Raw genomic sequence first — 25,846 nt, 5'->3', positions numbered from 1 at the left:
CCGAAGATCGGCCCGCCGGCCGCCCGGGATGGCCGTTTCCCGGCGGTGTGGCAGCGGGACCGGATGACGTGGGTCATCATGCCGCGTTGACAGACCCCAGCCAACGCGGCGGGACCGGAACCCTAAGGCCTGGTTCTACTCCACCTCGATGCCGAAATCCTGTACGAGCTCTTCCAGGCCCCCCGTGTAGCCCCTGCCACCCAGGACGAAGTCCCAGTCCCCGCTCGACCTGCAACGGAAGGAGCCGAGCACCAATGCGGTCTCGTGTGGCCGGCCGTCGGAGACTTCCAGTCGTCCCAGTTCGGCCAGCCTCGGGTCGAGTAGACGGATGGACGCGTTGGTGAAGCCGGAGAGGTCAGCGTTCGGGTTGACCTCTGGGTCGATGGCGGCCACGAGTACGAATCGGTCGGCCTCATCCGGCAGCGCGTCGAAGGAGACGCAGATCGCGGCTTTGTCGGGTGCGGTGGGGGGAAGGGCGCGCACGGAGCCGTCCGGTGTCTGCGGGTTGTTGTAGAAGACGAAGTGATCGTCGCTGAGGACGCGGTTGCCTCGGCAAACGAGAGCACACACGTCCAAGGCAACGCTTCCGGCCCACGACATACCCAGGACGTTGTAGTCGTCGGGCAGTCGAGTGTCCGGAACCGTCGACGTCGGTTGAGCCGCAGATTGACGGGCACCGTCGCCCAGGCGCCCTCGCAGCCCATGACGGTGCAACAGGTCGACGAGCTCAGTTCCCGAGATCAGTTCCAGCGGCTTGCCGTTGACGAAGGTATGGGAGCCAGGTCCGAACCGTGACGTCGTCACGAGGACGCCCTTGTTGGCACCGGCGTCTTGGACGGTCCCGTACAAGTCACGCACAGCGGTGGGCGGCACCGTGTTGCGGTAGCGCTTCACCTGCACGACGATCTTGCCGCCACGGATTGGTGTCGGATCCAGTGCGTCGACGTCCACCCCGCCGTCGTTCGAGCGCTGGGTGGTGACTGCCTGCATCCCCATGGCCCGGAAGAGATCGGCAACGAGGTTCTCGAAGGCAATGGGATCCATCTGGTACAGGTCGGGTTCCTCATCGCTGCCACGCGTGACAACACGGTTCCCGACCTCCTGCGGCCGGCGGCTCGGGCGCACTGGCGTGAGTTGGTCGGGACGAGCCGAGAGTTGCCCGCGCAGCGCATCGGCCAGGCAACTGCAGGCGTCCACCTGTGCCAAGTGCAGGTCACGGAACCTCGAGCGCGGGGCCATGACGGTCGCCAGGTAGATGTGGCCTGGTCGGCCGGTGGTGGGGTCGTGCCCGTCTACGAACCCGTTCAAGGTCACTGACTCGAGCGCGCCCAGCTCATCCGAGGCGAATAGTTCGTGCAGGACGAGCAGCATGCACTGCGCCAGAACCTCCCTATATAGAGCCCGACGCTGAGTTACTGGCCTGGGACTCTCCTTGTGTTGGTCCACCCCGTACATGTACCGAACAGATTTCGCCTCAGGAACGATGTCGTAAGCGGGCAGCTCCCAATCCAGCACCAACTGCCCGGCTGCGGGGTCGTAGGCCGCTGCCACCTGACGTGGAAATCCCTCCGGCCATGCAGTCGACGCGTAGAGAGCAGCGGAGAAGTACTCGACCACAGCGTCGGGATCGCGGCGCCTCACTCCTTCGGTCAGCTCGACGACGTTGGCGTTGTGTCGCCGCACCTCGGCCAGCTGGGCATGGGCCCACTGCTGGTACTGCTGCTGGTATGCCGCCAACTGGTGCTGCCGCTGTGCTTCCGCCGTTTGGGCCGCATGCCAGTCCCGCTCGAAGCGCGCCCGAGCTTCGGCCTGCGCCTGAGCACGGCGACTGGCAGTCCATCCGCTCTGCGCTTGGTAGTGATCGAAGTTCGGCACTGGCACGGGCTGCGCCAGTGGTCCTGGGGTGAACGGCTCAACCTCTTCAGGACGCATGAGGGAGGAAGCCCTGAAAGCCGGAGCCTGACAACCCGAGGCGAGAAGACCTTGCAGCGAAGCAACCTGCGCGTCCAGTTCTTCAGTGCGACGTAGTGCCTCTGCCTGCATGTACTCGCGGTGACTCTGGGCAGCTCGCCGTTGGTAGGCACGTGCCTGCTGCGCTTCTTGTCTCTGTCGCCTGGCGTCTGCCTCCACTTGGCGCTGCTGCTGCCTCTGCATCTCAGCCCAGACGCCGACCAAGCCATTAGAACGACGACTCATGCGTTGCAGGCCCTCCCCGAGGCGCTTTGGTTGTCCCCACAACCAGTTGTAACGGGAAGACTCTATCCAGCGACGGTCACCTCGCATATCCGCCCAGCAAGAGCAACCTGCTCAGTCGTCTCCGCTGGTCGATACGACCGGAGAGTGGCCACGGCCGTGCCGAGCCGGAGCGTCCGACCTGTCGTACGCAGAGCCTACGAGCGTGGCTTGACGTGGATCATCATGCCGCGTTCGCAGACCTCGACCGCCGTCGCAGGGGGCGGAGGCCGGTCGGCCAACGTCGCGTGTGGGGCGAGGCTCCGGGTCGCGTGCTGTCAGTCGAAGGCCACGACCAGGCGGACGCCGTCGTCACCGAACGGGCCGGCCAGAGCCTTCATCACGGCGAAGACGTGCGTCCAGTGGGTCTCAGAACCCAGCACGGCGCCCGCGGTCAGAGGTTCGTAGGCGCAGACCAAATCGCCGGCGGTCCACTCGACTCGTTCTGGGCTGCTGCGCGCCTCCACAGGTGGCACGCCGACCACCGACAGGACCTCCGCCGGCCACTGATGGGATACGAGCCGGCGACGCGGCAGGCCCGGACGCGACGTCTTGTGCCAGGCCACTCGGCCGACGAAGTACTCAGGCCGGGTCGCGGGATCGAGGGAAGCGAGCTCCCGCCAACTGACCCGGCTCGCGCCGTCCAGCTCGCCCCGGGCAACCCAGGAGGCCGGGTGCGAGCGCATAGCGCTCGACAGGTCCACAGGAAGACCACGACCGGGCGCAAGGGGCGGGAAGCCTGCGTAGTTGCGCACTGCGAAGAGCAGGCCGAAGGCCGTGTAGTCGGTCTCGTCGTACAGCGGCCACAGATCCATTGCGGTCACCCATGGTTCACCGTCGTAGTCCTCGGTGCCTGCACATGGGTGACGGAACTCGACCCCGCCATGGATGTCCGTGCCCATGGTGGCGCACGTCAGCGGCCCTTGCCCGCACGACACACCTCACTCTTGAGGGGCGGGGACAGAAGCGGTCCTTGTCCCGCCGTGTCCGGACCGCCGGTCAGCCACGCAGGTGGGCCAGTAGCTCGTCACCGGCGGGATAGTGCTGTTCCCGAGGAAGCAGTCGGGTTGCTGTGTCCGGTTCGCCGCTGCTGACGAAGGTACGGATCTGGTGGGCGAGCGGGGTCACGTCGCGGATGGAAACGATCCACTCGTTCGCGTATCGCGACGATGCCTCGCCCGAGAGTCCCAGTTGCAGCGAGCGGTGCGGCAGCGGACGCAGGTGCAGATCGCGCTCGGGATCCCACTGCACACGGGTCGGCGAGCGCTTGAGGTCACGCTGCCAAGCGGCGCGATCGGGATGCAGTCCGCGAACGTAGCCAGACAGGCAGGCATGACGCAGCGCCCAGTCGAAGCCGTCGCGAGTGATCTCGACGGCGAGGACGGTCTCCTGCCCGGTGCTCGTGCCCCAGTTGGAGCGGTACATCATCCACAGGAAACTAGGCTTGATCCACGTCATGCGGTCAGGCTTCCACGCGGCGGGAAAACGGCCGTCGCGGATGGCGGGCAGTCCGATTTCAGGGGAGTACGCCTGGTAGACGGTGATCGTGGTCGCCGTCTGAAGCGCGCGGATCCTGCGGTGCGGTTCTTCCATGGCGTACAGCGTGGAGGCGGTCAGGTCAGGGGGCCACCGATTTTCGACCGCTGCTCCCGGTCATGTGAGGTGTCGGGATGCCGCCGACCAGTTGCCGGACGACATGGGTTGAGCGCGGCAGGTGACCTGGACGCCGCACAGCAACTCCTGCACCGTGAACGAAGGGGTTCTGACTCACCTGCACCGATGAGCCGATACGCCGATCGAGACGGCCTCTTGGTCACGGCCGGTCCGGCCGGGCCAGAACACCCCCGGAACTGTGGCCTCCACCACGGCAAATGTGGTCATGTCCCTGATGAGATCACCGGATGCTCGGTCTACTCCTGCGCGTACTGCCCTTCTGGGTCCGTGAGCCCCTGCTCATCGTGGTCGGGTCCGTCTTCGGCGCGCGCATCATGTATCTCGCCGTCCGCGACAGCGATCGGGTCGCGGCCGCCATCGGAGCGGCGTTCCTCGTGTTCACGGCGATACGTGTCCACACGGTGGTGCGGGCGTTTCGGGCCCGCCGGAAGCCCGTTCCGGGGTCGGCCGCCGCCGTGGACGGGGCGGGGACCGATGCCTCCGGTCACGCGAAGGACCATGCGCAGGCGCAGGCCCAGGCGGCCCCGGCCGGAAGCCAGGCCCCGATCGCGGTGCCGGCTGCGGCTGCTGCTCCGGCACCGGCACCGGCACCGGACGGCGGCCATACCGGGGGCCCGACCGGAACCGCACCCCGTCCCGCGCCGGGCAAGCCGGAGAAGGACCACAACGCGTGGGGGCAGGCGGTCGCGGCCCTGGCCGTGTTCGGGGCGCTCGCGGCCGCGGTGATGCTGGGCGACCGCGTGATGCCGGCCGACACCACCACCCCGCGGCCCGCCTCCTGTTCCGACGCGGAGGACGAGAAACCGCCGAAGGCCTACGCGAGAACGCCTCGGGCCGTGACCGGCTCGGATCTGTGCGAGGCGCTCAACCGGCCCGACCTCGCACGACTCCTCGGAACACCCGAGGAGATCGCGAACTCGGCTTCCGGCAGCAACGGCACCGCGCTCCTGACCGACGGGAAGGTCGCCGAACCGGATGCCCAGATCACGTTCGACACGTACAGCGTGAAGCTCTCGGCCACCTACAACGAGATGTCGACCGCCCAGTACATCAGGCTGATCGACATGGCGGGTGACAGGATCGCGAGCAACATGAGGACGGCCCGGGTTCTCGGCAGGCCCGCGGTCTTCTCCTCGGAGCACACCATGAAGATCGAGTTCAACTTGGGCGGTGGCCAGAAGAGCGCGCCGGCCCAGCAGGGCCCGCTGGCCAGGACGCTGTCCGTGGCCCTCGACCGCAAGGACAAGGGCGGCTACTACGACCTCACCGTGTGGAGCCAGACCGGCGCGCTCCCGAGCGACAGCGCTCTTCTCGACATCGCCGAGAAGGTCCTGCCGAGGATCCCCGCGCGGAGTGGCCACTGACCCGCCCCGCCTCAGGGGCAGAGGCAGGGGGCGGGACTCGCCGTGGGCTACGGCGACACGTGATCCAGCACGTTGCCGTCCGCCGCACCGCTCTTCTGGTTGCCGATGTACGGGGCGAGCGCCGGAACCTTGGCGATCTCCTGCCCGGAGGTCTCGGGTACCCCGTCGACCGTGGCGAAGTTCCAGTCGTCGGCCGCGCCGACGGGGCCGAGGACGTTCGAGTCGTCGTCCGCCTGGGCGGGGGCGGCCAGGGCGACGCCGACGACGGCGAGAGCAGAGACAGAGACAGAGACAGAGACAGAGACAGAGACAGAGACAGAGACAGAGACAATCTTCTTCATGATCGGTGAACGACCCCCGAGGATCCGCGGTGCGGCTGTTCACCCCCACGGGCGGACCGCGGGGGCGCCCCGCGCCGCATCCACTGCGCTCCACGCGCCCGGCGACGCACCGCGGACGCGGTGCGGGCACACGCCAGCACCACGGCAGGCGGGCTTCGGCCCACGCTCGGCGTGCTCGCCGCCCGACGCCCGCTCGGGTGCGCCGGCCGAGCCGTCGGGATTCCGGTGATCGGCGACCGGTACCGCACGCGCGCGCCTTCCCGCTCTCCCCCGCGAACGACCGGCCAGGGGCCCGCCCGGCGGATCACGCCGGACGGGCCCCTGGTCCCGAAAGGGCTCAGCGCTTCAGTGTGAAGGTGAAGTCGCCGGAGAGCCGGCCGCTCAGCCGGACCGCCGAGACGAGCCTCCCCTCGACGACCAGTCGCTCGACCTCGGCCCGCGAGAGACCGCAGCCCTCGGCGATCAGCCGCACCGGCCGGACCGGTATCCGGGCCGCGAAGCGGACCGAGACGTCGATCACCTCACGGTCCAGGTGATCCGATCCCCCGGTGTCGAGACGCCAGGCGTCGTCCCAGTCGAGGGCGATGCGATTGCGTCGCCGCACGACCGGGTCCTGGAGCAACTCGGCTGCCAGAGCGGGGTCGTTGTCATGCAGCCGGGCCAGCAGACCGGACCGTACGGAGCGCACGTTCGCCCGCTCCAGCACGGTGAGTTTCGTCGTCTCCCCGCAAGCGGTGCAGAGCGCGAGGAGCCAGACGTCGATGAGCTTGTGGTTGGCGTTGACCCGGAACTTGCCGCTCGTCCGGAAGCGTTCGGACGCGCACACGTGGCAACGCCGGAGAACCAACGGCAGGCAGGTGGGCACGACCACCCAGTTATTGAGCACAGAAGTACACCGTCTTCAGTGAGAAGTCCGCAGCGGAAAGCAGCGCGGCGCACCTGCGCGACGCGCGACCGATCAGCACTCGGGGGGTCTCACACGGTGTACAACGGCACGTCCTTGCTCAGACGACTCGGTCCGTCCGCACAGTAGTGACAGTCGGCGGTGCCGCTCCACTGGATTTGGAACAACTCGCGACACCCGCCCCTTTTTCCGGGGTCGAACCTCGGCCATCTCCGATCAGCCCCCGCCTCCTCACCGAGAGACCGTGTTCACAGGTGCGACACAGCAAGGACACAGTTCCTCCACGGCGGGCGGGCGGCGCCGGGCCCTCGCCGAGAAGCCGGCCGGCGGTCTCTGGCCGACGGCAGCAGCCTGAGCAGCACCGCCGGGCATCGCTTCTACGTCGCCGAGCGTGGCTGGACGCGCGTGTCGGAGCTGCACCCAGGCGATCGGCTGCAGTCACCCGACGGCAGGGTCCATCCCATCACCAGCCTGCGGGACATCACCGACTGGGCACCGCACAGGGTCTACGACCTGACCGTGGACGGGTTGCACACGTTCTATGTGCGCGCCGAAGGCTCGCACGCTCAGGATCTGCTGGTCCACAACTGTGTGAATCTCAGCGACGAGACGAGATTCCCGGAATCCGGAGCCCACACGCTCAAGAAACATGTCAACGTGACCCCGCAGCAGGCCATTCAGTACGCCATCGAGAATGAGCGCAAGGGACTGTCCCCCATCAGCTCTGTGTGGACCGATGCAGATATCGCCCAGCAGGCAGTCGAACGGGTGGTCTCTCACTACTTCTTCCCGAACGGCAATCGGAGAAAGGCCAGCTTCGAGGCGCTGGACAACTTCCTCAACAAGCGAGGGCAGTGGCGCAACAAGGACGAGTTCCCGATCACGGGCAGGTGGGACCAGTACCCTTCCCTGGGTACGGTGTACAAGTCGGACCGCACCTCGGAGGCGGCGGGGAACGGCGTCCGAGTGGTTCTCAAGCGACTGCCCGGCAAGTCCGGCCACGAAGGTTACATCGTCTTCACCTCGTACCCGCTGCCCAAGAACTGAGGCAACTTCGCGCACGAACAGTCCGTGAGCAGGACCGCTGATTTCCGGGTGGGCCCGTCCCATTGCGGGTCAGGCCCACCCACCCCCTTCTGCAAGGCGAGGCACTTCACCATGACAAGCCGGCGAGAGCAGCGCGGCGTTTTCTACGACGGCGACTTCGGCCTCAGCGCACTTACGGAGAAGCTGTCGTCCTCTACAACCACCGTCAACGAAGCACAAGTGCTGGAATTCGCGGCAGAGGTGGCTGCCGTCTTCGCCGGAGAGGGCGCGGTGGAGCTGGGCGCGGACCTGCGCTGCCTGCTGGACTCCACCGTGTCCGCGGAGGCGATCCGCACGGCATGGCTGGCGGCCACGCGGCAGCGATTCGATCCGGCCGCCTCCGGAACAGACGCCAGAGAGTGGCTGGGGCGGCTCGCGGCCCTGTACCCCACCCGGCCCCCCAGGGAGGCTCGCACCTCCCGGTCCCCGCGGCCACGACCGGGCGCCGAGGAGGGACAGCATGAGGCCGTCGTCGCCGAGGTACGAACCAGCGCCCCCAGGCTCCCCGAACGGGTGCCACAGGCACTGGAGGACATCGTCAGGCATGCCGACGCGGAACTCGGGTTCCGCCTCCTCCTGCGCGTGTTGAAGGCGCACGCGCTCCCCGTCGGCAAGGAGCAGTACGACCGCTTCATGGCGCTGGACACACAGTTCAGCTGTCCAGGCCCTATGGTGTATGACGGCCTCCAGGTACTGTGGCCACCCCTCGACACAACCCGCCGCGACGCATCGGGCGACTTTGGTCTCTCTGCGCTCACATCGTGGTTCGAAGGCACCTGGGAGGGCACGGCACACACGCGCGTGCGTCAGGCCGCGGCCGCCGACGACAGCGCCCAGACCCCGGGCTCCGCAGCGGCTCTGCTCCTCGTGGACGTAAGCCGTCTACTCGATTCCGCCCTGCACGACGACACACTCAGCACCCTGTGGCTGGCCGCCTCGGGGCGCGGCTACAACATCGACCGGCTCGGCATCGGTGCGAGGGACTGGCTCAAGACGATCGGTGACGTGTGCCAGGAGCACCTGAACAAGGCCGCTCCCGCGTATACCCCTGTCACGCCACCAGCCCGGATCGAGCTCGTGGATGCGGTGTTGCGGACAGTGCGGGAGGCGACGCCGCTGATCGCGGGCACTGCGGTCAGTACGCACTGGGAGGCGATCCCGGGCACGGCGGCTGCGCACGCGGTGCAGGAAGTCGTCACCCGCGTCGACGCCGATCTCGGCTACCGCCTGTTCCTCCGGCTGCTGAGCGTCCTGTCGGTGCCCTTGACCCCGGAGCAGTACGCCGGCCATCAGGTGCTCGCCGAGCGCCTCGGCCTCGGCGAGGACCACTTGGCAGAGGGCATCGAACAACTCGTCTGCCAGGAACGGCCGACCGAGCGACGGCCCGATCCGTCACACTGACCGTCCGGGCAGGGCGGCGGAGTTCGAATATGGGTGGTCTGGGGGCAGCAGGTCATCGCCCTCGTGCGCGCGAACGAGGACCTTGCCCATCATGGTGACGGCTGCGCCCCCGAGGTGGTCGCCGGCACGGAGGCCGAGATGGGGCTTGCCTTCCCTCCCTCGTATCGGCGGCTGATCGAGGAGTTCGGCACATGGGAGGTGCCGCCCACCGAGTTCCCGGGCTTGTTCCGAACCGTCCGCAGGAGAAAGCTTCTGGGTTCGTCCGCGTACACGATCGAGGACCGCGCCCAGCTCGGTCTACCGCACCAGTTCCTGGTCGTCATGCACGACGACGTCCTCGGAGTCGTCGTGCTCGACACGTCCCGGCCGGACCAGGACGGTGAGTACCCGGTGTTCGCGTGGAATCCGAGCGTCCAGGACGCAGACATGCAGAGGGTCGCGGACAGCTTCGGGGCGTTCACGCTCGCCGAGTGTCGCCAGAACCTGAGCTGAGGTCCGGCAGGTCGGCAGAGAGCAAGGGTCCGTAGGCCGTGCGTGCGAACCCCGGCCCGCCGGGAGGCGGAGCCGTTGGTCAGCCGCGCAGCGCCCCCACCCGCTCCGGCACGTGCGCGGCGACCACGCGCCCCTCGTGGGTGACCTCGTGGCGGCGGTCCACCGCGTACGCCACGCCTGCCACGCCGAGGCCCAGTACCGCCAGCACCGCCCCCGCCGGCGCCGGCGAGGTCACGCCGAAGCCCGCCGCGAGGGCGAGGCCGCCGATCCAGGCGCCGCCGGCGTTCGCCAGGTTGAAGGCCGCCTGGTTGGCGGAGGAGGCGAGGGAGGGGGCCGCCGCCGCCTTCTCCATGACCATCAGCTGCAGGGGGGAGCCGGTGACGAACGCGGCCGTGCCGAGGAGGGTGACGGACAGCGCCGCGCTCCACTCCGCCCGCATGAGGAGCGGGAACAGGGCCAGCACGGCGGCCAGCGAGACCAGGCCGCCGAACAGGGTGCCGCGCAGGGAGTGGTCCGCCAGGCGGCCGCCGAGGAGGTTGCCGGCCGTCGCGCCGACGCCGAACAGGGCCAGCAGCAGCGTCACGTCGGCCTGGGCGAAGCCCGCCGCGTGCGTGAGCATCGGGGTGATGTAGCTGTAGGCGGCGAAGAGGGCGCCGAAGCCCGCCACCGTGGTGCCCAGGGCCAGCCACACCGGTACCGAGCGCAGCGCCGCCAGTTCGCCGCGCAGCCCGGTCGTGGGCGCCGCGGTCCGGTCGTGCGGGATCAGCAGGGCCAGCGACGCTATCGCCGCCAGTCCGATCGCGCTCACGCCGAGGAAGGTGGCCCGCCAGCCCAGGTGCTGGCCCATCAGCGTGGCGGCGGGGACGCCCGCGATGTTGGCGACGGTCAGGCCGAGGAACATCAGGGACACCGAGCGGGCCTTGCGCTCCGGCGCGACCATGTTCGTGGCGACCACCGCGCCGACGCCGAAGAACGCGCCGTGCGGCAGGCCGCTGAGGAAGCGGGCGGCCAGCAGGGCGTCGTTGCCGGGGGCGGCGGCGGAGAGCGCGTTGCCCGCCACGAAGAGGACCATCAGGGCGATGAGGACCCTGCGCCGGGACATGCGCGCGGTCACGGCGGCGAGCAGCGGCGCGCCGATGACCACGCCCAGCGCGTACGCCGAGACCAGGTGCCCGGCGGCGGGGATGGAGATGTGCAGGTCGTCCGCGACGTCGGGGAGCAGCCCCATCATCACGAACTCGGTGGTGCCGATACCGAAAGCGCCGACGGCCAGTGCGAGCAGGGCCAGGGGCATGAAGGGCCTGTGCCTTTCGAAGGGAGAGCGGAGTTCCAGTGCACCATATGTTCTCGTGCGGAACAAAGTCTCCCCGAGCCGGTGTTCCAGCCGGTTACGCGGACGTGTCGAGCTTCACACGGGCGGCGATCGGCAGGTGGTCGCTGTCGGTGCGCGGCAAGGTCCAGGAGCTCTCCGGCTGGACTCCCTTGACCAGGATCTGGTCGATCCGCGCCATCGGGAACGACGCCGGCCAGCTGAACCCGAAGCCGCTGCCCGCGGCCCCCTGGGTGGAGCGGAGCTGGGAGGTGACGGCGTTCAGCGAACGGTCGTTCATGGTGCCGTTGAGGTCGCCGAGCACGACCACCCGCCTCAGCGTCTCGTCGGCGATGGCCTCGCCGAGCGCGTCGGCGCTCTTGTCCCGCTGACGCGCGGTGAACCCGGCCTCCATCTTGACCCGCACCGAGGGGAGGTGGGCGACGTAGACGGCGACCGGACCCTCGGGGGTCGTCACCGTGGCGTGCATGGCGCGCTTCCAGCCGAGCTTGATGTCGACGGCCTCGACGCCGGTCATCGGGTACTTGCTCCACAGGCCGACCGTGCCGACGACCGCGTGGTGCCCGTACGTCCCCGCCAGCGCCTTCTCGTACACCGGGACGGCCGAGGCGGGCAGTTCCTCCAGGGCCAGCAGGTCCGCGCCCGAGGAGGCGACGCCCTTGGCGGTCGCGGCCGGGTCGGGGTTGTCGGCGTTGACGTTGTGGGTGGCCACGATGAGGTCGCCGCCGCCGCCCGCCTTGTCGAAGACGAGGCCGCCGAAGAGGTTCAGCCACACGACCGCCGGGAGCAGCACCGCGATCAGGGCCGTCGCCGACCTGCGGACCAGACCGAGGACCAGCAGCACCGGGATCGCCAGCCCCAGCCAGGGCAGGAAGGTTTCGGTGAGGCTGCCGAGGTTGCCCACACGGTTGGGGATGTACGAGTGCACCAGCATCAACAGGGCGAGGAGCAGCGCGAGGACGGCGAGCACGATGCCCCGCCGCCAGACACGTGGGTCACCGCGCCAGCCCGTGACGAGGCGCTGCGTCAGGCGTCGAAGCCGGGATCCCGGTCGCTCGGGCCCCGAGCCGCCGTTGTCCGTCTCCGTCATGTACGCCTGCTGCGCCATACCGTCTGCCTCACTGCCTGCCGTGCACGCCGTCGTCCCCCCGCGCCTGTGTCGACCCTAGGGGATGATCGGCTCGTTCCCGCCGTCCCATGACGGCCGTACGGAAGACGAGGACGAACGGGGCGGGGCCGGAGGTTCCGGTTACCCCCCGTACGGGCGGAGTCTGTGACAGAACGTGCACATATGGCGGTGCGACGGTGCGGATCCCCCGGCGGCTTCGACGGGGGGTGGCGGGAGGAACCGACGCCCCCTCCCTCCCCGGCGGGGCGGGTTCGCGTCGTGGCACCGGGGCGGCGGAGGGCGCACGCCGACCGGTCTCGCTCGGGGCACATGTGAGGGCTCGTCAGTTGATGCGCCCTCATGACACGCATCCGTCCGCTGCGTTCGGCGGGCGGTGGCCTGCCGCGGCGAGGGGGGGACGGATGACCCCGGAGACGGGCCGGCCCGGGGTGCGGACTCGGCCGAGCGGGTGGCGGGTGGGCTTCCGGCCGCCACCCGCACGCGCCCGGCGTCCGCGGGCCCCCGGGAGTCGTCAAGGGGTACCGGGGCGCAGGCCCTCCAGGACCGTGTCCACGATGCGCTCGGACAGCCCCTCGGACAGGTCGGCGTCGGGGCGCGTGTCGGGGCGCAGGACGGAGCGGAGCAGCATGGGTCCGACGAACATGTCGTTGGCCAGTTCCAGATCGATGTCCGGCCGCAGTTCGCCGCTCTCCTGCCCGCGCCGCAGCACGTCCATGACCAGCACGCGCCGGGGCGCTATGACGCTCGCGTGGTACGCCACCCAGATCTTGGGGCTGGACTTCATCTGCGCGTACACGTTGTGCAGGATCGCCGAGGAGCGGCTGACAAGGCCGCGCCGGCGCAGGGCCTCCACCAGCACGACGAGATCGTCGCGCATGGAGGTGCCGGGGAGTTCGGGGTCGGGGGGTTCGGCGGCGCGGATGACGTCGACGAACAGTTCCTCCTTGCCGCTCCAGCGGCGGTAGATCGTGGCCTTGCCGACCCCTGCCGTGCGCGCGACGCGCTCGATGGAGAGCTCGGCGAGGGGGACACCGTCCTCCAGGAGCTTCATCACACCCTCGATGATGGCGCGTTCCACGGCCTCGCTGCGCGGGCGGCCCCGTGCGGGTCCGTCCGGTCGCGGTCGGCTGCCGGCAAGGCTCACGTCGTCCGTCCTTCCACTGTGCTGCGGGAATTGTCCCGCAGCCGCCTCCTTCCCCCGTGGAACCGCTGTCGTCGCGCTGCCCGGTCAGTCCGCGGCCGCCACCAGTTCCGGCTCCCTCTCCCCCTGCCGGCCGGCCGGCGGCTTGCCCGGCAGGAACAGGGCCACCACGACGGCGCCGACGAGCGCGACGCCCGTACCGCACAGGGCGGTGACGTGCATGGCGTGCAGGAAGGCGTCGTCGGCGGGTGCGACCAGTGCCTGTCCGCGCGGGCCGAGCTTCTCGGCGATACCGAGGGTGGCCTCGATGGACTCGCCGGCCGTGTCCCGCAGCGCCGCGGGCAGCATGTTCAGCTTGCCCTCGACGCCGTTGCGGTATGCGGCGGAGAGCACCGAGCCGAGGACGGCGATACCGAGGGCGCCGCCGACCTGGCGGAAGGTGTTGCTGAGCGCGGAGGCGGAGCCGGCCTTCTCCCGCGGCAGGGACTGCATGATGACGACGGAGGTCGGCGTCATGATGTGCGCCATGCCGGTGCCCATGAGGAAGAAGACGACCTCCATCAGCCAGATCGGGGTGTCGGTCTCGAAGGTGGCGAAGGCGGCCAGGGTCGCCGCGATCAGCACCAGACCGGCGGTGGTGGTGATCTTGTTGCCGAACCGGTCGACGACCAGCCGGGCCCGCGGCGCGAAGATCATCTGCGCGGCGGCCAGCGGCAGCATCATCACGCCGGACTCCAGCGGCGAGTAGCCGCGCACGCTCTGCATGTAGAAGACCGAGAAGAACGTGACGCCCATCAGCGCGAAGAAGACGAGCGCGATGGCGGCCATGGCGGCCGAGAAGACCTTGTTGCCGAAGTAGGTGACGTCCAGCGACGGGTGGTCGCTGCGCTTCTCGAAGATCACGAAGCCGGCCAGTACGGCGAGACCGGCGATGATCGTCGCCAGCACCTTGGCGTCGGTGAAGTCGGCCAGCTCGCCGCCCTTGATGATGCCGTAGACGAGCAGCACCAGGCCGACGACGGACAGGACCACGCCGACCGGGTCGAGGCGGCCGGGCTTGGGGTCGCGGGAGTCGGGCACCAGCCACACCATCAGCGCGACCGCGACGACCACGATCGGCACGTTGATGAGGAAGACCGAGCCCCACCAGAAGTGGTCGAGCAGAGCGCCGCCGGTGATCGGGCCGATGGCGATGGCGAGGCCGACGCCGCCGGCCCAGATGCCGATCGCCTTGGGCTGCTCGTCACGCTCGAAGACGTTCATCAGCACGGCCAGCGTGGCCGGCATCACGAACGCGGCGCCGAGGGCCATCACGGCGCGGAAGGCGATGAGCTGGTTCGGGGAGCCGGACTCGGCGGCCAGGGCCGAGCCGATGCCGAACACCACGAGGCCGCCGAGCAGCACCTTCTTGCGGCCCAGCCGGTCACCGATGAGGCCCGCGGTGAACAGCAGGCCCGCGAAGACCAGGGTGTAGCTGTTGATCGCCCATTCGATCTCGCTCTGGGTGGCGCCCAGGCCGGTGGGCGCCGGGGTCGAGATGGTCTTGATGGCGACGTTCAGGATGGAGTTGTCGAGCACCACGATGAGCAGGCTCAGCATCAGCACGCCGAGGATCGCCCAGCGGCGCCGGTGCACCGCTTCCGGTATCCGGGAGGCAGGGACGGAAGTTGTCATGCACCCGAGCCTAAGGCCATTTCAATACGGCACCGTCTCGTATCTAAATTCTTTGCCGAGACCTTACGCACCGGAGTCTTCCGCTCCGCGCGCGGCGCCGCGAAGGGATCACAGGGGCCCTCTGGCCCTCGGCGGCACCAAGTGCCACCATGGAGACGATCCGGGGACGCCGTCAGGGCGCCTCGAGATGACCGAAGGAGCCGTTGCCATGACGCAGCTTTCGGCTGCCCACACCAAGCCTTCCGACGGCAGCAAGGCGCTGTACGGGGGGAAGGGCACCCGCCGCATCACCGTCCGCGACATCACCCTCGCCAAGGAGCGCGGCGAGAAGTGGCCCATGCTCACCGCCTACGACGCGATGACCGCGTCCGTGTTCGACGAGGCCGGCATCCCGGTGATGCTCGTCGGCGACTCGGCGGGCAACTGTCACCTCGGGTACGAGACCACCGTGCCCGTCACCCTCGACGAGATGGCCGTGCTGTCGGCGGCCGTCGTACGCGGCACCCAGCGCGCGCTGATCGTCGCCGACCTGCCGTTCGGCTCCTACCAGGAGGGCCCGGTGCAGGCGCTGCGCTCGGCGACCCGGCTGGTGAAGGAGGCCGGGGTCGGCGCGGTGAAGCTGGAGGGCGGCGAACGCTCTCATGAGCAGATCCGGCTGCTGGTGGAGGCCGGCATCCCGGTCATGGCCCACATCGGGCTGACCCCGCAGTCCGTCAACGCGATGGGCTACCGCGTCCAGGGGCGCGGCGAGGAGGCGGCCGCCCAGTTGCTGCGGGACGCGAAGGCGGTGCAGGACGCGGGCGCGTTCGCGGTCGTCCTGGAGCTGGTCCCGGCCGAACTGGCCGCCGAGGTGACGCGGGTGCTGCACATCCCCACCGTCGGCATCGGCGCCGGCCCGGAGACGGACGCGCAGGTGCTGGTGTGGACCGACATGCTCGGTCTCACCTCCGGCCGGGTGCCGAAGTTCGTCAAGAAGTACGCCGACCTGCGTGAGGTCATGGGCAACGCGGCGAAGGCCTTTGCCGAGGACGTCGTCGGCGGGACGTTCCCGCTGGAGGAGCACTCCGTCCACTGACGGCCGGCGTCCACCGGAGCCAGTCCGGCACCAGAGCGGCCCCGTCGATTTCCCCCGTCGAAGGGGCCGCCCCCTTTCCCCTCCTCCGGGCCGGCGCCCGCGTCCACGGCGCCGGCCCCGCCGCTGCCGCCGCCGCTGCGGGGCGAGGGGTGCGATCCGGTCCGCCGTCGCGGGGGCCTCCTCCGTCGCAGGTGGGGGCACCCGCATGACGCGCCGGAGCAACCGCCGGTGACCCGCCGCTGCCCTGTCGGTGCCTTGTCGGAGCCGTGTCGGATCCGTCGGTGCCGTGTCGGTATCCGCACGCCTGCTGTCGGCGGTCTGTCGGCGGGGGCTGCCACTGTCCTGCCCATGAAGCGAATCGACGACAACCCTGCCGGCGGACGCCCCGCCGTGACCGTACGGGGACTGGTCAAGCACTACGGCGGGACCAAGGCGCTGGACGGGGTCGACCTGGACGTCCGGCCGGGCACCGTGATGGGGGTCCTCGGGCCGAACGGCGCCGGGAAGACCACTCTGGTGCGGATCCTGTCCACCCTGATCACGCCGGACGCCGGGGAGGCCGTCGTGGCCGGCTACGACGTCGTACGGCAGCCCCGGCAGCTCCGGCGGGTGATCGGGCTCACCGGGCAGTACGCCTCCGTGGACGAGAAGCTCCCGGGCTGGGAGAACCTGTACCTGATCGGGCGGCTGCTGGACCTGTCCCGCAGGGACGCCCGGGCCCGGGCCGACGAACTGCTGGAGCGGTTCTCGCTGACGGAGGCCGCGCGGCGGCCCGCCGGCACCTACTCCGGCGGCATGCGGCGGCGGCTGGACCTCGCCGCCTCGATGATCGGCCGGCCCGCCGTGCTCTACCTGGACGAGCCGACCACCGGGCTGGACCCGCGCACCCGCAACGAGGTGTGGGACGAGGTCAAGGCCATGGTCGGGGACGGGGTCACCGTGCTGCTGACCACCCAGTACATGGAGGAGGCCGAGCAGCTCGCCTCCGAACTGACCGTCGTGGACCGCGGGAAGGTCATCGCGAAGGGCGGCATCGAGGAGCTGAAGGCCCGCGTCGGAGGGCGCTCGCTGCGGGTGCGGCCGATGGATCCGCTGCACCTGCGGCCGCTGGCCGACATGCTGGACGAGCTGGGCATCACCGGGCTCGCCGGCACCACCGTCGACAACGCGACCGGCACACTGCTGGTGCCGATCCTCAGCGACGAACAGCTCACCGCGGTGGTCGGCGCGGTCACCGCACGCGGCGTCACCATCTCCTCCATCAGCACCGAACTCCCCAGCCTGGACGAGGTGTTCCTCTCCCTCACCGGCCATCGCGCCAGTGCCCCGCAGGACCCCACGCCCACCGAAGCCCCCGAGGAGGCCGCCGCATGAGCGCCCACCCGTCGCCCACCACCACCCTGGACGAGACCACCCCGGGCGGGACCGTCCCGGACGAGGCGCTCCGCGCCACCCCTGCGGACCCGGTCGCTCCCGCCGCCCGGCTCAGGGGCGACACCCCGATCCCGGTCCGCGCGCACCTGCGGCACACCGGCGCGCTCGTCCGACGCAACCTGCTGTGGATCCGGCAGGACCCGGAGTCGATGTTCGACGCCATCCTGTTCCCGGTGATCTTCACCCTGCTGTTCGTGTACGTCTTCGGCGGTTCGATCGGCAAGTCCCTGGGCGGCGGCCAGGACCAGTACGTCCAGTACGTCGTGCCGGGCCTGATGGCCATGATGGGCATGAACATGGCCCAAGGCGTGGGCACCGGCTTCAACCAGGACTTCAACTCCGGCGTCATGGACCGCTTCCGGTCGCTGCCCATCGGGCGTGGCTCCGTGCTCTTCGCCAAGATCGCGGTGGAGCTGATGCGGATGCTGTTCGCGACCGCGGTGCTGATGCTGGTCGCCGTCCTCGTGGGCTACGACGTCCACCACTGGGACGGCCTGCTCGCCTCCGTGGGCCTGTCCGTGGTGTTCGGCTCGGCGCTGATGTGGGTGTTCCTCACCCTGGGCGTGGTGATGAAGAACGCGCAGTCCGTGCAGGCGATGGGCTTCCTGGTGCTGATGCCGCTGCAGTTCGGCTCGTCGATCTTCGCGCCGACCGCCTCGATGCCGGGCTGGCTGCGGAACTTCACCGACTACAACCCGCTCTCCGCGCTGGCCGACACCGCGCGCGGCCTGATGGAGGGCGGCCCGGTCGCGCACGACCTGTGGGTGACGCTGATCTGGTCGGTGGGGCTCACCGCGGTGATGGCCCCGGTCGCCATCCACAAGTTCCGCACCAGGGCCTGACGCGGGTACCGCGCCGGGAGCCGACGTCCGGCGACGTCACACCAGGGCGGTGGCCTCCTCGAGGGAGAGGCCGCCGCCCTCGGCGTACGCGGCGTCGAACGCCGCCCGGTCGAGCACGGCGAGGACGGCGCCCTCGGCGTGCTCGAGGATCACCCGCTCGACGGTCATCGCGACATGGCCCGGGGGCAGCAGCGCACGGGCGGCGCCCAGGCAGCGGGCGGCGTCCGCGGCGTGGCCGCCCCCGTCGGCCCGGGCGAGGGCGGCGGCCGCGACGGTCAGGTACAGGGGCTGCAGGTGCGGGGCGATGGCCAGGGCCAGCGGGTCGCAGGCCCGCGTCAGCGCCCGCCGGACCTTGTCCATGGCGTCCTCGACACGGCCGTCGACGATGTCCACCCAGGCCTCCTGGCCGAGGATGAGCGCGTCGAAGACGACGAAGTGCGCGATCCCGAACCCCTCGCGCAGCAGCCGCAGTTGCTCACGTGCCTCCGCCACCCGGCCGGTCATGCTGAGCCGGGAGGACAGGAAGAGGCGCGCCATGGGCAGTGCCTCGCTGTTGGTGCCGTCCGTGCGCTCGATGACCTCGCGCAGCATGCGCTCGCCCTGCTCCGGTTCGCCCGTCTCCAGCAGCACGGCGCCCAGCCGGATGGCGAGCACCGACGCCTGGGCGCGGGCGCCGAGGCGCTCGGCGTACGCGACGGCCGCCCGGAAGTCGGTGGCGGCCGCTTCGTACTGGCCCTTGCGCTCGCGCGACTCACCGCGGGCGGAGAGGGCCTCGGCGGCGCCCCAGGCGTCCCCGAGGCGTTCGAAGATCTCCAGCGCCTCGTCCGCGTCGCGGGTGGCGTCGCCCGCCCACTCGGTGCGGTTGGCGAGGATGTTGGCGCGCATCTGCAGGGTGCCGGCCAGCTCCCACTCGAATCCGGGCGTCTCCCGGCAGGTGCGGACACAGGCGTCGAGGACGGTGCGCAGCCGGTCGACGCCGCTGGTGAGCAGCTCGGCGAAGAACCAGAGCATGCCCGGGGCACGGCAGGTCTGCGGCATCCCGGGTTCGTAGACCTGGGTGATGACGCGCAGCTTCGCCTGGGCCGCGGGGGTCTGCCAGGCGTCCAGCTCCGTGTCCATGCAGGCCAGATGGGCCAGGTGAAGTCCGCGCCGGGCCTCGTCGAGCAGTTCGCCGGTGTAGGGGGGCGGGAGGTCCGTGCAGCGCTGCCACACCGGGGCGGCGCGGCGCACGGGCTCCTCGAACGGGTCGGGGCCCAGCGCCATGACCTCGCGGCACAGGGTGCGGGCCTCGACGCGCAGATCGCGCATCTGCCAGTACCAGACCAGGGAGTGGATGATGCAGAGCGCCTCCTGCTCGTCCCGGCCGGCGATGGCGTGCCGCAGGGCGGTGCGCACGTTCTCGTACTCGATCTGGAGCCGGTCGACGGCGGCGCGCTGCCCGGGCCCGCGCAGCAACGGGTCCGTGGTGCGGGCGAGTTCGCGGTAGTACGCCAGATGGGCGCGTTCGCCCTCGGCACGGCCACCGGTCTCGTCCAGCCGTTCGGTCGCGTACTCCGCGACGGTCTCCAGCAGGCGGTAGCGCATCTGGCCGTCGGCCGAGGGGGCGGCCACCACCAGGGACTTGTCCACCAGGGAGCCGAGCGCGTCCAGCGCGACCGGGCCGCAGACGGCCTCGGCGGCGGCCAGGTCGCAGCCGCCCGCGAACACCGACAGCCGGCTGAGCACGTCGCGTTCGTCCGTGTCGAGCAGGTCCCAGGACCAGTCCACGACCGCGCGCAGGGTCTGCTGGCGGGGCAGCACGGTACGGCTGCCGCTGGTGAGCAACCGGAAGCGGTCGTCCAGCCGGTCCGCTATCTGACGGGGCGTCAGCATACGCAGCCGGGCGGCCGCCAGTTCGATGGCGAGGGGCAGTCCGTCGAGCCGCCGGCAGATCTCGGCGCACGCCTCGGGGTCGTCCTCGACCCGGAAACCGGGGCGGGCGGCCGCGCCCCGGTCGGCGAGCAGGCGCAGCGCGACCGGCTCGGGCAGCGGCTCCACCGGCCGCACCAGCTCCCCCGGGACGCCGAGCGGTTCCCGGCTGGTGGCGAGCAGGGTCAGCTCCGGGCAGTGCGCCAGCAGGCGCTCGGCGAGCTGGGCGGCGGCCCCGACGACATGCTCGCAGTTGTCCAGGACGAGCAGCATCCGCCGCCGGGCGCAGTGCTCCACCAGCCGCTCGACCGGGTCGTCGTGCCGGTCGGCGACGGCCCGCAGGCCCTCGGCGCCGGCGCCGTGCAGCACGGTCTCGCGGGCGCCGATCGCGGTCAGCACGGCCTGCGGTACGGCGCCGGGGTCGTCCAGGGGTGCGAGTTCGGCCAGCCACACCCCGTCCCGGGCGGTGTGCCGCACGGACTCGGCGGCCTCCTGGGACAGCCGGGTCTTCCCGGCCCCACCGGGCCCGAGCAGGGTGACCAGCCGGGCGGAGCCGAGGTCGGCGCCGATGGCCGCGATGTCCGGCTCGCGCCCGACGAAGGAGGTGAGCCGGGCCGGCAGGTTGCCGAGGGCGGCCTCGGGCGGGGTGCGCCCGGGCTCCGCGGCGGTACGGCGGGCGGGGGCGGTACGGGTGGTCTCGGTGAGCAGCAGCTCGCCGTGCAGCGACCGCAGTTCGGGACCCGGGTCGGAGCCGAGCCGGTCGGCCAGCAGCCGGCGCAGGTCGTCGTAGGCGGCCAGTGCCTGGGCGGGGCGGCCCAGGTCCCGGAGCGCCCGCAGCCGCAGCGCCTGCAGCGGCTCGTCCAGGGGGTGGCTGTCGCACAGCGCGGCCAGCTCGGGCAGCGACCGCTCGGCGTGGCCGAGGGCGAGGGCGGCGGCGTGCCGGGCACGCAGGGCGTCCAGGCGGCGGGTCTCCCAGCGGGCCGCCTCGGCGGTGCGGTCCGGCAGGTCGGCGAGGACGGGACCGCGCCACAGGCCGAGCGCGTCGTCCAGGACGGCGGCGGCCTTCGCCGGGTCGCCGTCGGCCAGCGCGCCGAGCCCTTCGCCGGTCAGCCGGTCGAAGCGGGTGAGGTCGACGTCGTCGGGGGCCGCGACGAGCCGGTAGCCGCCCTCCACGGAGGTCACGGCGCCGGCGCCGAGCGCCCTGCGCAGCCGGCCGACGAGTGCCTGCAGCGCGCCGGCCGCGTCGGCGGGCGGGTCGGCGCCCCACACCTCGTCCACCAGGACGCCCGCCGGGACGGTCCGGCCGGCCCGCAGCGCGAGCACGCTGAGCAGGGCGCGCAGCCGCGCTCCGCCGACCGGGACGGGCGTGCCGTCGGGGCGGTGGGCCTGGGTGGTTCCGAGGAGGCGATAGCGCACGGGGTCCATTCTCTCCGGAGCGGTCAGCGCCGGTCACCGGGTTGGTGCGGCGCGCCGTCCGGCACCTCCAGGGTGACGAGAGCGCCCTGGGCCCGGCGGACCCGGTGCGGGCCCTGGGGCGGTGCGTAGTCCTCCTCGGCGAACCACTTCGGGCAGTGGTCGACGGGTTCGAGCGTCACCGAGCCGGGCACCGGTTCCGGGGAGTGTGCGGCGGGGAGGAGTGTCAGCCTGCCGTACGGCGGCGGCGTGCGCCCGAGGTCGCGCAGGTCCAGGTCGACCGTGTACTCCTGGTGCACCAGGTCGATGGCCCGGACCCGGCCGCCGGTCGGGTGCGCGGCGTCGGCGTGGTTCTCCACCCGGGCCTCGGCGCCGTGGCAGTCCCCGTCGAGGATTTGCCGTTCGCCGAGGTCGACCAGCGGCCAGTGGATCTCGTCGCCCACCGAGAAGGGCTCCCCGCAGCAGCCCATCTGCCATTCCTCGTAGAACACCCTCTTCAGTGCCATTCCCCCACCATCCAGGAACCGGACGGCCACCGCTAAGCGATTTCCCGGCATGTCCGCCGCCGGGTACGGTCGGCCTTCCGACCGCGCCGTCCACAGGAGCCGCCCATGACCACCGCCACCACCAGCCGCGGCGACCGCCGCGTCAGTCCCGTCTTCGTCGGCATCGCGGCCGTGGCGGCGGTGACCGGCTGGGCCACCTGGACCGGCTTCGCCGAGCAGCCGGGTGTCGCGGTGTTCCTGTTCGTGACGGCGGCCTGGATCGTCTCCCTGTGCCTGCACGAGTACGCGCACGCCCGCACCGCCTTGCATTCCGGGGACATCTCGGTGGGCGAGAAGGGCTATCTCACGCTCAATCCGCTGAAGTACACGCACGCGCTGCTCAGCATCGTGCTGCCCGTGGTGTTCGTGGTCATGGGAGGCATCGGCCTGCCGGGCGGCGCGGTGTTCATCGAGCGCGGCCGGATCCGGGGCCGCCTGCGGCACAGCCTGATCTCCGCGGCCGGCCCGCTGACGAACGTATTGTTCGCCGCGGTGTGCACGGCGCCCTTCTGGCTGCACGCCGTGGACGGCGTCCCCCGCGAGTTCCGGTACGCGCTGGCGTTCCTCGCCCTGCTCCAGGTGACGGCGGCGATCCTGAACTTCCTGCCGGTGCCGGGCCTGGACGGCTACGGCGTGATCGAGCCGTGGCTGCCGTACGGCGTGAAACGGCAGGTGGAGCCGTTCGCGCCGTTCGGCCTGCTGTTCGTGTTCGCGCTGCTGTGGGTGCCGTCGGTGAACACCGCGTTCTTCGACATGATCTACGCCGTCCTGCGCGCGCTGAACGTCAGTGGCGGCTTCTCCGACTGCGGCTACTGGCTCTACCGCTTCTGGAGCGAGACCCCCGAGCTGTGCGTGGTCAGCCCGTGACGGACTTGCCCTGCCCGGCGGAGGCACGGCCGCGCTTGACGTAGAACCAGGTCATGTTGGACGTCAGGCCGGCGAGGAGCACCCAGACGATCCCCAGCAGGCTGCCCTGGGCGAAGGAGACGACCGCGGCGGCGACGGCGAGGACGCAGACGATCAGGGTGCAGAGGGCGATGCGGGGCATGGGGCTGGGCTCCTGTCGGGGGACACTGCTCGGTACTGCTTCACCGACCAGTGTCCCCCATCGCCCGGTACGGCTCACACGTCGGTGACGCGGAGCCCGGCGTGCGCCTTGTACCGGCGGTTGACGGAGATCAGGTTCGCCACCAGGGACTCCACCTGGTGGGCGTTGCGCAGCCGCCCGGCGAAGACGCCGCGCATGCCGGGGATGCGGCCGGCCAGCGCCTGCACGGTCTCCACGTCGGCCCGGTCCTCGCCGAGCACCATCACGTCGGTGTCGATCCGCTCGGTCTCCGGGTCCTGGAGCAGCACGGCCGACAGGTGGTGGAAGGCGGCGGTGACCCGGGAGTCCGGCAGCAGCGCGGCGGCCTGCTCGGCGGCGCTGCCCTCCTCGGGCTTCAGGGCGTAGGCGCCCTTCTTGTCGAAGCCGAGCGGGTTGACGCAGTCCACGACGAGCTTGCCCGCCAGCTCCGCGCGCAGCGACTCGAGGGTCTTGCCGTGGCCCTCCCAGGGCACGGCGACGATCACGATGTCGCTGCGGCGCGCGGTCTCCGCGTTGTCGGCGCCCTCGACGCCGTTCCCCAGCTCCTCGGCGGCGGCCCGCGCGCGCTCGGCGGCCCGCGAGCCGATGATCACCTTCTGGCCGGCCAGGGCGAGCCGGCGGGCGAGGCCCTTGCCCTGCGGGCCGGTGCCGCCGAGCACGCCGACGACCAGCCCGGAGACGTCGGGCAGGTCCCAGGGGTCCTTCGCGGGGGCCTTGGCGGGAGTCTGTGCGCTGTCGGTAAAGGTCATGCGCCGACTCTACGTCCGCGGGGGCGGCGCCGACGGGCCGGGTGAGCCGTGGCAGGGGGCCGGCCGCCCTGTCCCCGGGTCGGGCGAATTCGGGGTGAACTCCGGGCCGCGGGCGATCGGTTGCGGCAGGATGCGGCCCCATGGACGCCGTACGGGTCGCGCTGCTGCGCGAGGTGCTCGCCGGGACCGAGTGGCTGGGGGCCACCCGGCGCTTCGCGGGGGTGCTGCGCGGGTCGGTGGTGTCGCGCGGGGGCGGGCTGCTGCTGGTGGGCACGCCCGAGTACGAGCCCTGGCACCTGGCCGCCCACCTGGTGGACGAGGCCGCCTGGTCCGGCACCCCCGAGCTGGCGCCCACGCTGGTACGGCACCACGCGCGCCCCGCCGACCCCGCGCACCTGGCCGTCGGACCCGGCCGGATCGAGGCGGCGCGGCGGGGCGAGACGCTGCTCGTGGTGGCCCCCGAGGAGCCCGCCGAGCTGCTGGAGCGGGTGCACGTGGCCCGCCGGGCCGGGGTGACGGTGCTGGCGCTCGGCACGGGCGACGGCGAGCTGGCCGCGATGGCCCACGACACGCTGGGGGTGCCCGAGGGCGCGGAGCTGGACCTGGACAGCGTGCAGCACCTGGTCAGCGCGGCGGCCGGCGAGAACAGCTCTCCGACGGTCCGGCGGGGATTCCGGGACCGCCTGTCGCGGCTGGCGGACATCCTGACGGCGCCGCCCGCCGCCCCCTGGTGATCCTCCCGCCCGGTCCGGTGTCCGCGCCGGTGCGGGTCAGTCCTCGTCGGCCTCGCGGCCGCCGGCCGGGGTGTCGTGCCAGCGGGGGTCGGTCTCCCATTCGAGGTTGCGCTCCTGCGCGGTCTCCATCGCGCGCTGCGCCTCCTGCGGGCTGGCGTACGGCCCGAAGCGGTCCTTGCCCGGGCAGTCCGGGCCCTCCTCGACCTTCTTGTGCTCCAGGCAGTAGTACCACTCCCCCGGCTTGCCGGCGGCGCGCTTCTTGAACAAGGCCATGGACGACTCCTCTCGCCACGCACATATTCCCCCATGCCCGCCGGTTAGGCCCGCTCGCCCGGGCCGGGCGAGCGGGCCCGGCACCGTCCGGGCGGGAGGGCCTAAACTCGCTGGCATGTCTGGCCAGTCACTGCTCGTACCAGGGGAGATCTCCCCCACTCGTCCGGTACCCGGGAACATCCGCCGCCCCGAGTACGTCGGCAAGCCCGCACCGGCGCCGTACACCGGTCCGGAGGTGCAGACGCCCGAGACGGTCGAGGCGATGCGCCGCGCGGGCCGGATCGCCGCGCAGGCGATGGAGGAGGCCGCGAAGCTCATCGCGCCCGGCGTCACCACCGACCGGCTGGACGAGGTCGCCCACGAGTACATGTGCGACCACGGCGCCTACCCGTCGACCCTCGGCTACCGCGGCTTCCCCAAGTCGCTGTGCACCAGCGTCAACGAGGTCATCTGCCACGGCATCCCGGACACCACGGTCCTCAACGACGGCGACATCGTCAACCTGGACGTCACGGCGTACATCGGCGGGGTGCACGGCGACAACAACGCCACCTATCTCGTCGGCGACGTGGACGAGGAGTCGCGACTGCTGGTGGAGCGGACCCGGGAGTCCCTGAACCGCGCGATCAAGGCGGTCAGGCCCGGCCGCCAGATCAACGTCATCGGCCGGGTCATCGAGTCCTACGCCAAGCGCTTCGGCTACGGCGTGGTGCGGGACTTCACCGGGCACGGCATCAGTTCCTCGTTCCACTCCGGCCTGATCATCCCGCACTACGACAGCCCGCACGCGACGACGGTCATGCAGCCCGGCATGACGTTCACCATCGAGCCCATGCTGACGCTGGGGACGTACGAGTACGAGACGTGGGACGACGGCTGGACCGTCGTGACCAAGGACCGCAGGCGGACGGCGCAGTTCGAGCACACGCTGGTGGTGACCGAGACGGGCGCGGACATCCTGACCCTGCCGTGACCCGCGGGGCCCCGACGCACTGAAGGCCCGCCGCCGCCCGGTGGC

At 71.1% G+C, this 25,846-nt stretch carries 24 protein-coding genes and 1 pseudogene; 11 read left to right on the top strand and 14 right to left on the bottom strand.

The window, feature by feature from the left end:
- Positions 1-75 (top strand): annotated as a pseudogene (locus MXD57_RS31900) (DUF4291 domain-containing protein); the annotation flags it as partial.
- A 60-nt stretch (positions 76-135) separates the two neighbouring features.
- Here MXD57_RS31900 and MXD57_RS27475 read toward each other — a convergent pair.
- From MXD57_RS27475 to MXD57_RS27465, 3 genes are all read right to left on the bottom strand, one after another.
- Positions 136-2,196, bottom strand: a complete 2,061-nt coding sequence (locus tag MXD57_RS27475) for a restriction endonuclease (RefSeq protein WP_250404746.1) — start codon at positions 2,194-2,196, stop codon at positions 136-138.
- 314 nt (positions 2,197-2,510) lie between these two features.
- The gene (locus tag MXD57_RS27470; protein ID WP_250404744.1) at positions 2,511-3,134 is read right to left on the bottom strand and encodes a hypothetical protein; all 624 of its coding nucleotides are present in this window, start codon (positions 3,132-3,134) and stop codon (positions 2,511-2,513) included.
- 97 nt (positions 3,135-3,231) lie between these two features.
- On the bottom strand, positions 3,232-3,825 hold the full coding sequence (locus MXD57_RS27465; protein ID WP_250404742.1) for a DUF4291 domain-containing protein: 594 nt from the start codon (positions 3,823-3,825) through the stop codon (positions 3,232-3,234).
- A 308-nt stretch (positions 3,826-4,133) separates the two neighbouring features.
- Here MXD57_RS27465 and MXD57_RS27460 point away from each other — a divergent pair, with 308 nt between their 5' ends.
- Positions 4,134-5,270, top strand: coding sequence for a DUF6215 domain-containing protein (locus MXD57_RS27460; protein ID WP_250404740.1), 1,137 nt, complete (start codon positions 4,134-4,136; stop codon positions 5,268-5,270).
- Positions 5,271-5,317: 47 nt separating this feature from the next.
- Here MXD57_RS27460 and MXD57_RS27455 read toward each other — a convergent pair whose 3' ends face one another.
- Both MXD57_RS27455 and MXD57_RS27450 read right to left on the bottom strand, forming a co-directional pair.
- Positions 5,318-5,611 carry a hypothetical protein gene (locus tag MXD57_RS27455; RefSeq protein WP_250404739.1) on the bottom strand — a complete coding sequence of 98 codons (294 nt, stop codon included), beginning with the start codon at positions 5,609-5,611 and terminating at the stop codon, positions 5,318-5,320.
- A 337-nt stretch (positions 5,612-5,948) separates the two neighbouring features.
- Entirely contained in the window at positions 5,949-6,497 is a 549-nt protein-coding gene (locus tag MXD57_RS27450) for a DUF1062 domain-containing protein (RefSeq protein ID WP_250404737.1), read from the bottom strand.
- Positions 6,498-6,656: 159 nt separating this feature from the next.
- Between MXD57_RS27450 and MXD57_RS27445 the strand changes: the two genes are divergently transcribed.
- The 3 genes from MXD57_RS27445 (at position 6,657) to MXD57_RS27435 (ending at position 9,494) form a co-directional block, all read left to right on the top strand.
- Complete coding sequence (locus MXD57_RS27445; RefSeq protein WP_250404735.1) at positions 6,657-7,562, top strand: RNase A-like domain-containing protein; 906 nt, start codon at positions 6,657-6,659, stop codon at positions 7,560-7,562.
- A 111-nt stretch (positions 7,563-7,673) separates the two neighbouring features.
- Positions 7,674-9,002 carry a hypothetical protein gene (locus tag MXD57_RS27440; protein WP_250404733.1) on the top strand — a complete coding sequence of 443 codons (1,329 nt, stop codon included), beginning with the start codon at positions 7,674-7,676 and terminating at the stop codon, positions 9,000-9,002.
- A gap of 33 nt (positions 9,003-9,035) precedes the next feature.
- Positions 9,036-9,494 carry an SMI1/KNR4 family protein gene (locus MXD57_RS27435; protein ID WP_250404731.1) on the top strand — a complete coding sequence of 153 codons (459 nt, stop codon included), beginning with the start codon at positions 9,036-9,038 and terminating at the stop codon, positions 9,492-9,494.
- A gap of 79 nt (positions 9,495-9,573) precedes the next feature.
- Here the strand turns inward: MXD57_RS27435 and MXD57_RS27430 are convergent, their stop codons facing one another.
- The 4 genes from MXD57_RS27430 to MXD57_RS27415 all read right to left on the bottom strand — a co-directional run bounded on the left by MXD57_RS27430 (position 9,574) and on the right by MXD57_RS27415 (position 14,768).
- The gene (locus MXD57_RS27430; protein WP_250404730.1) at positions 9,574-10,788 is read right to left on the bottom strand and encodes an MFS transporter; all 1,215 of its coding nucleotides are present in this window, start codon (positions 10,786-10,788) and stop codon (positions 9,574-9,576) included.
- Positions 10,789-10,882: 94 nt separating this feature from the next.
- The gene (locus MXD57_RS27425; protein WP_250404729.1) at positions 10,883-11,932 is read right to left on the bottom strand and encodes an endonuclease/exonuclease/phosphatase family protein; all 1,050 of its coding nucleotides are present in this window, start codon (positions 11,930-11,932) and stop codon (positions 10,883-10,885) included.
- A gap of 532 nt (positions 11,933-12,464) precedes the next feature.
- The gene (locus tag MXD57_RS27420; protein WP_250404728.1) at positions 12,465-13,097 is read right to left on the bottom strand and encodes a TetR/AcrR family transcriptional regulator; all 633 of its coding nucleotides are present in this window, start codon (positions 13,095-13,097) and stop codon (positions 12,465-12,467) included.
- Positions 13,098-13,181: 84 nt separating this feature from the next.
- Positions 13,182-14,768, bottom strand: coding sequence for an MFS transporter (locus MXD57_RS27415; protein WP_250404727.1), 1,587 nt, complete (start codon positions 14,766-14,768; stop codon positions 13,182-13,184).
- A gap of 208 nt (positions 14,769-14,976) precedes the next feature.
- Here MXD57_RS27415 and panB point away from each other — a divergent pair, with 208 nt between their 5' ends.
- The 3 genes from panB (at position 14,977) to MXD57_RS27400 (ending at position 18,119) form a co-directional block, all read left to right on the top strand.
- Positions 14,977-15,843, top strand: coding sequence for a 3-methyl-2-oxobutanoate hydroxymethyltransferase (gene panB, locus MXD57_RS27410; protein WP_250404726.1), 867 nt, complete (start codon positions 14,977-14,979; stop codon positions 15,841-15,843).
- A 348-nt stretch (positions 15,844-16,191) separates the two neighbouring features.
- Positions 16,192-17,217 (top strand): ATP-binding cassette domain-containing protein, encoded by a 1,026-nt coding sequence (locus tag MXD57_RS27405; protein WP_250404725.1) that lies wholly within the window; start codon positions 16,192-16,194, stop codon positions 17,215-17,217.
- Positions 17,214-18,119 carry an ABC transporter permease gene (locus tag MXD57_RS27400; protein WP_250404724.1) on the top strand — a complete coding sequence of 302 codons (906 nt, stop codon included), beginning with the start codon at positions 17,214-17,216 and terminating at the stop codon, positions 18,117-18,119. Before MXD57_RS27405 ends, MXD57_RS27400 begins: the two co-directional genes overlap by 4 nt.
- Before the next feature lie 36 nt (positions 18,120-18,155).
- Here the strand turns inward: MXD57_RS27400 and MXD57_RS27395 are convergent, their stop codons facing one another.
- A complete protein-coding gene (locus MXD57_RS27395) occupies positions 18,156-21,452 on the bottom strand; it encodes a BTAD domain-containing putative transcriptional regulator (protein ID WP_250404723.1) in 3,297 nt (1,098 codons plus the stop codon).
- Between the two features lie 14 nt (positions 21,453-21,466).
- Positions 21,467-21,946 (bottom strand): DUF6578 domain-containing protein, encoded by a 480-nt coding sequence (locus tag MXD57_RS27390; protein ID WP_250404722.1) that lies wholly within the window; start codon positions 21,944-21,946, stop codon positions 21,467-21,469.
- Between the two features lie 105 nt (positions 21,947-22,051).
- Between MXD57_RS27390 and MXD57_RS27385 the strand changes: the two genes are divergently transcribed.
- Positions 22,052-22,852: a site-2 protease family protein gene (locus MXD57_RS27385; RefSeq protein ID WP_250404721.1), complete on the top strand. Its 801-nt coding sequence runs from the start codon at positions 22,052-22,054 to the stop codon at positions 22,850-22,852.
- On the opposite strand, the gene MXD57_RS27380 is transcribed toward MXD57_RS27385, so the two are convergent.
- Both MXD57_RS27380 and npdG read right to left on the bottom strand, forming a co-directional pair.
- On the bottom strand, positions 22,842-23,033 hold the full coding sequence (locus MXD57_RS27380; protein ID WP_250404720.1) for a hypothetical protein: 192 nt from the start codon (positions 23,031-23,033) through the stop codon (positions 22,842-22,844). The two genes, MXD57_RS27385 and MXD57_RS27380, sit on opposite strands and share 11 nt — an antisense overlap.
- Positions 23,034-23,107: 74 nt before the next feature.
- Positions 23,108-23,821, bottom strand: a complete 714-nt coding sequence (npdG, locus tag MXD57_RS27375; protein WP_250404719.1) for an NADPH-dependent F420 reductase — start codon at positions 23,819-23,821, stop codon at positions 23,108-23,110.
- A gap of 140 nt (positions 23,822-23,961) precedes the next feature.
- Between npdG and MXD57_RS27370 the strand changes: the two genes are divergently transcribed.
- Entirely contained in the window at positions 23,962-24,555 is a 594-nt protein-coding gene (locus MXD57_RS27370) for a hypothetical protein (RefSeq protein WP_250404718.1), read from the top strand.
- Positions 24,556-24,591: 36 nt separating this feature from the next.
- Here the strand turns inward: MXD57_RS27370 and MXD57_RS27365 are convergent, their stop codons facing one another.
- A complete protein-coding gene (locus tag MXD57_RS27365; protein WP_250404717.1) occupies positions 24,592-24,828 on the bottom strand; it encodes a hypothetical protein in 237 nt (78 codons plus the stop codon).
- Positions 24,829-24,943: 115 nt separating this feature from the next.
- On the opposite strand from MXD57_RS27365, the gene map reads away from it, so the two are divergent.
- Positions 24,944-25,801 carry a type I methionyl aminopeptidase gene (gene map / locus MXD57_RS27360; RefSeq protein WP_250404716.1) on the top strand — a complete coding sequence of 286 codons (858 nt, stop codon included), beginning with the start codon at positions 24,944-24,946 and terminating at the stop codon, positions 25,799-25,801.
- The last annotated feature ends 45 nt before the right edge of the window (positions 25,802-25,846 follow it).

The sequence above is a fragment of the Streptomyces cellostaticus genome (assembly GCF_023630175.1).
In the GTDB taxonomy this organism is placed as follows: Bacteria; Actinomycetota; Actinomycetes; order Streptomycetales; family Streptomycetaceae; genus Streptomyces; species Streptomyces cellostaticus_A.
Note: the sequence above shows the minus strand (reverse complement) of the source record. Positions and strands in the feature narration are given on the sequence as shown.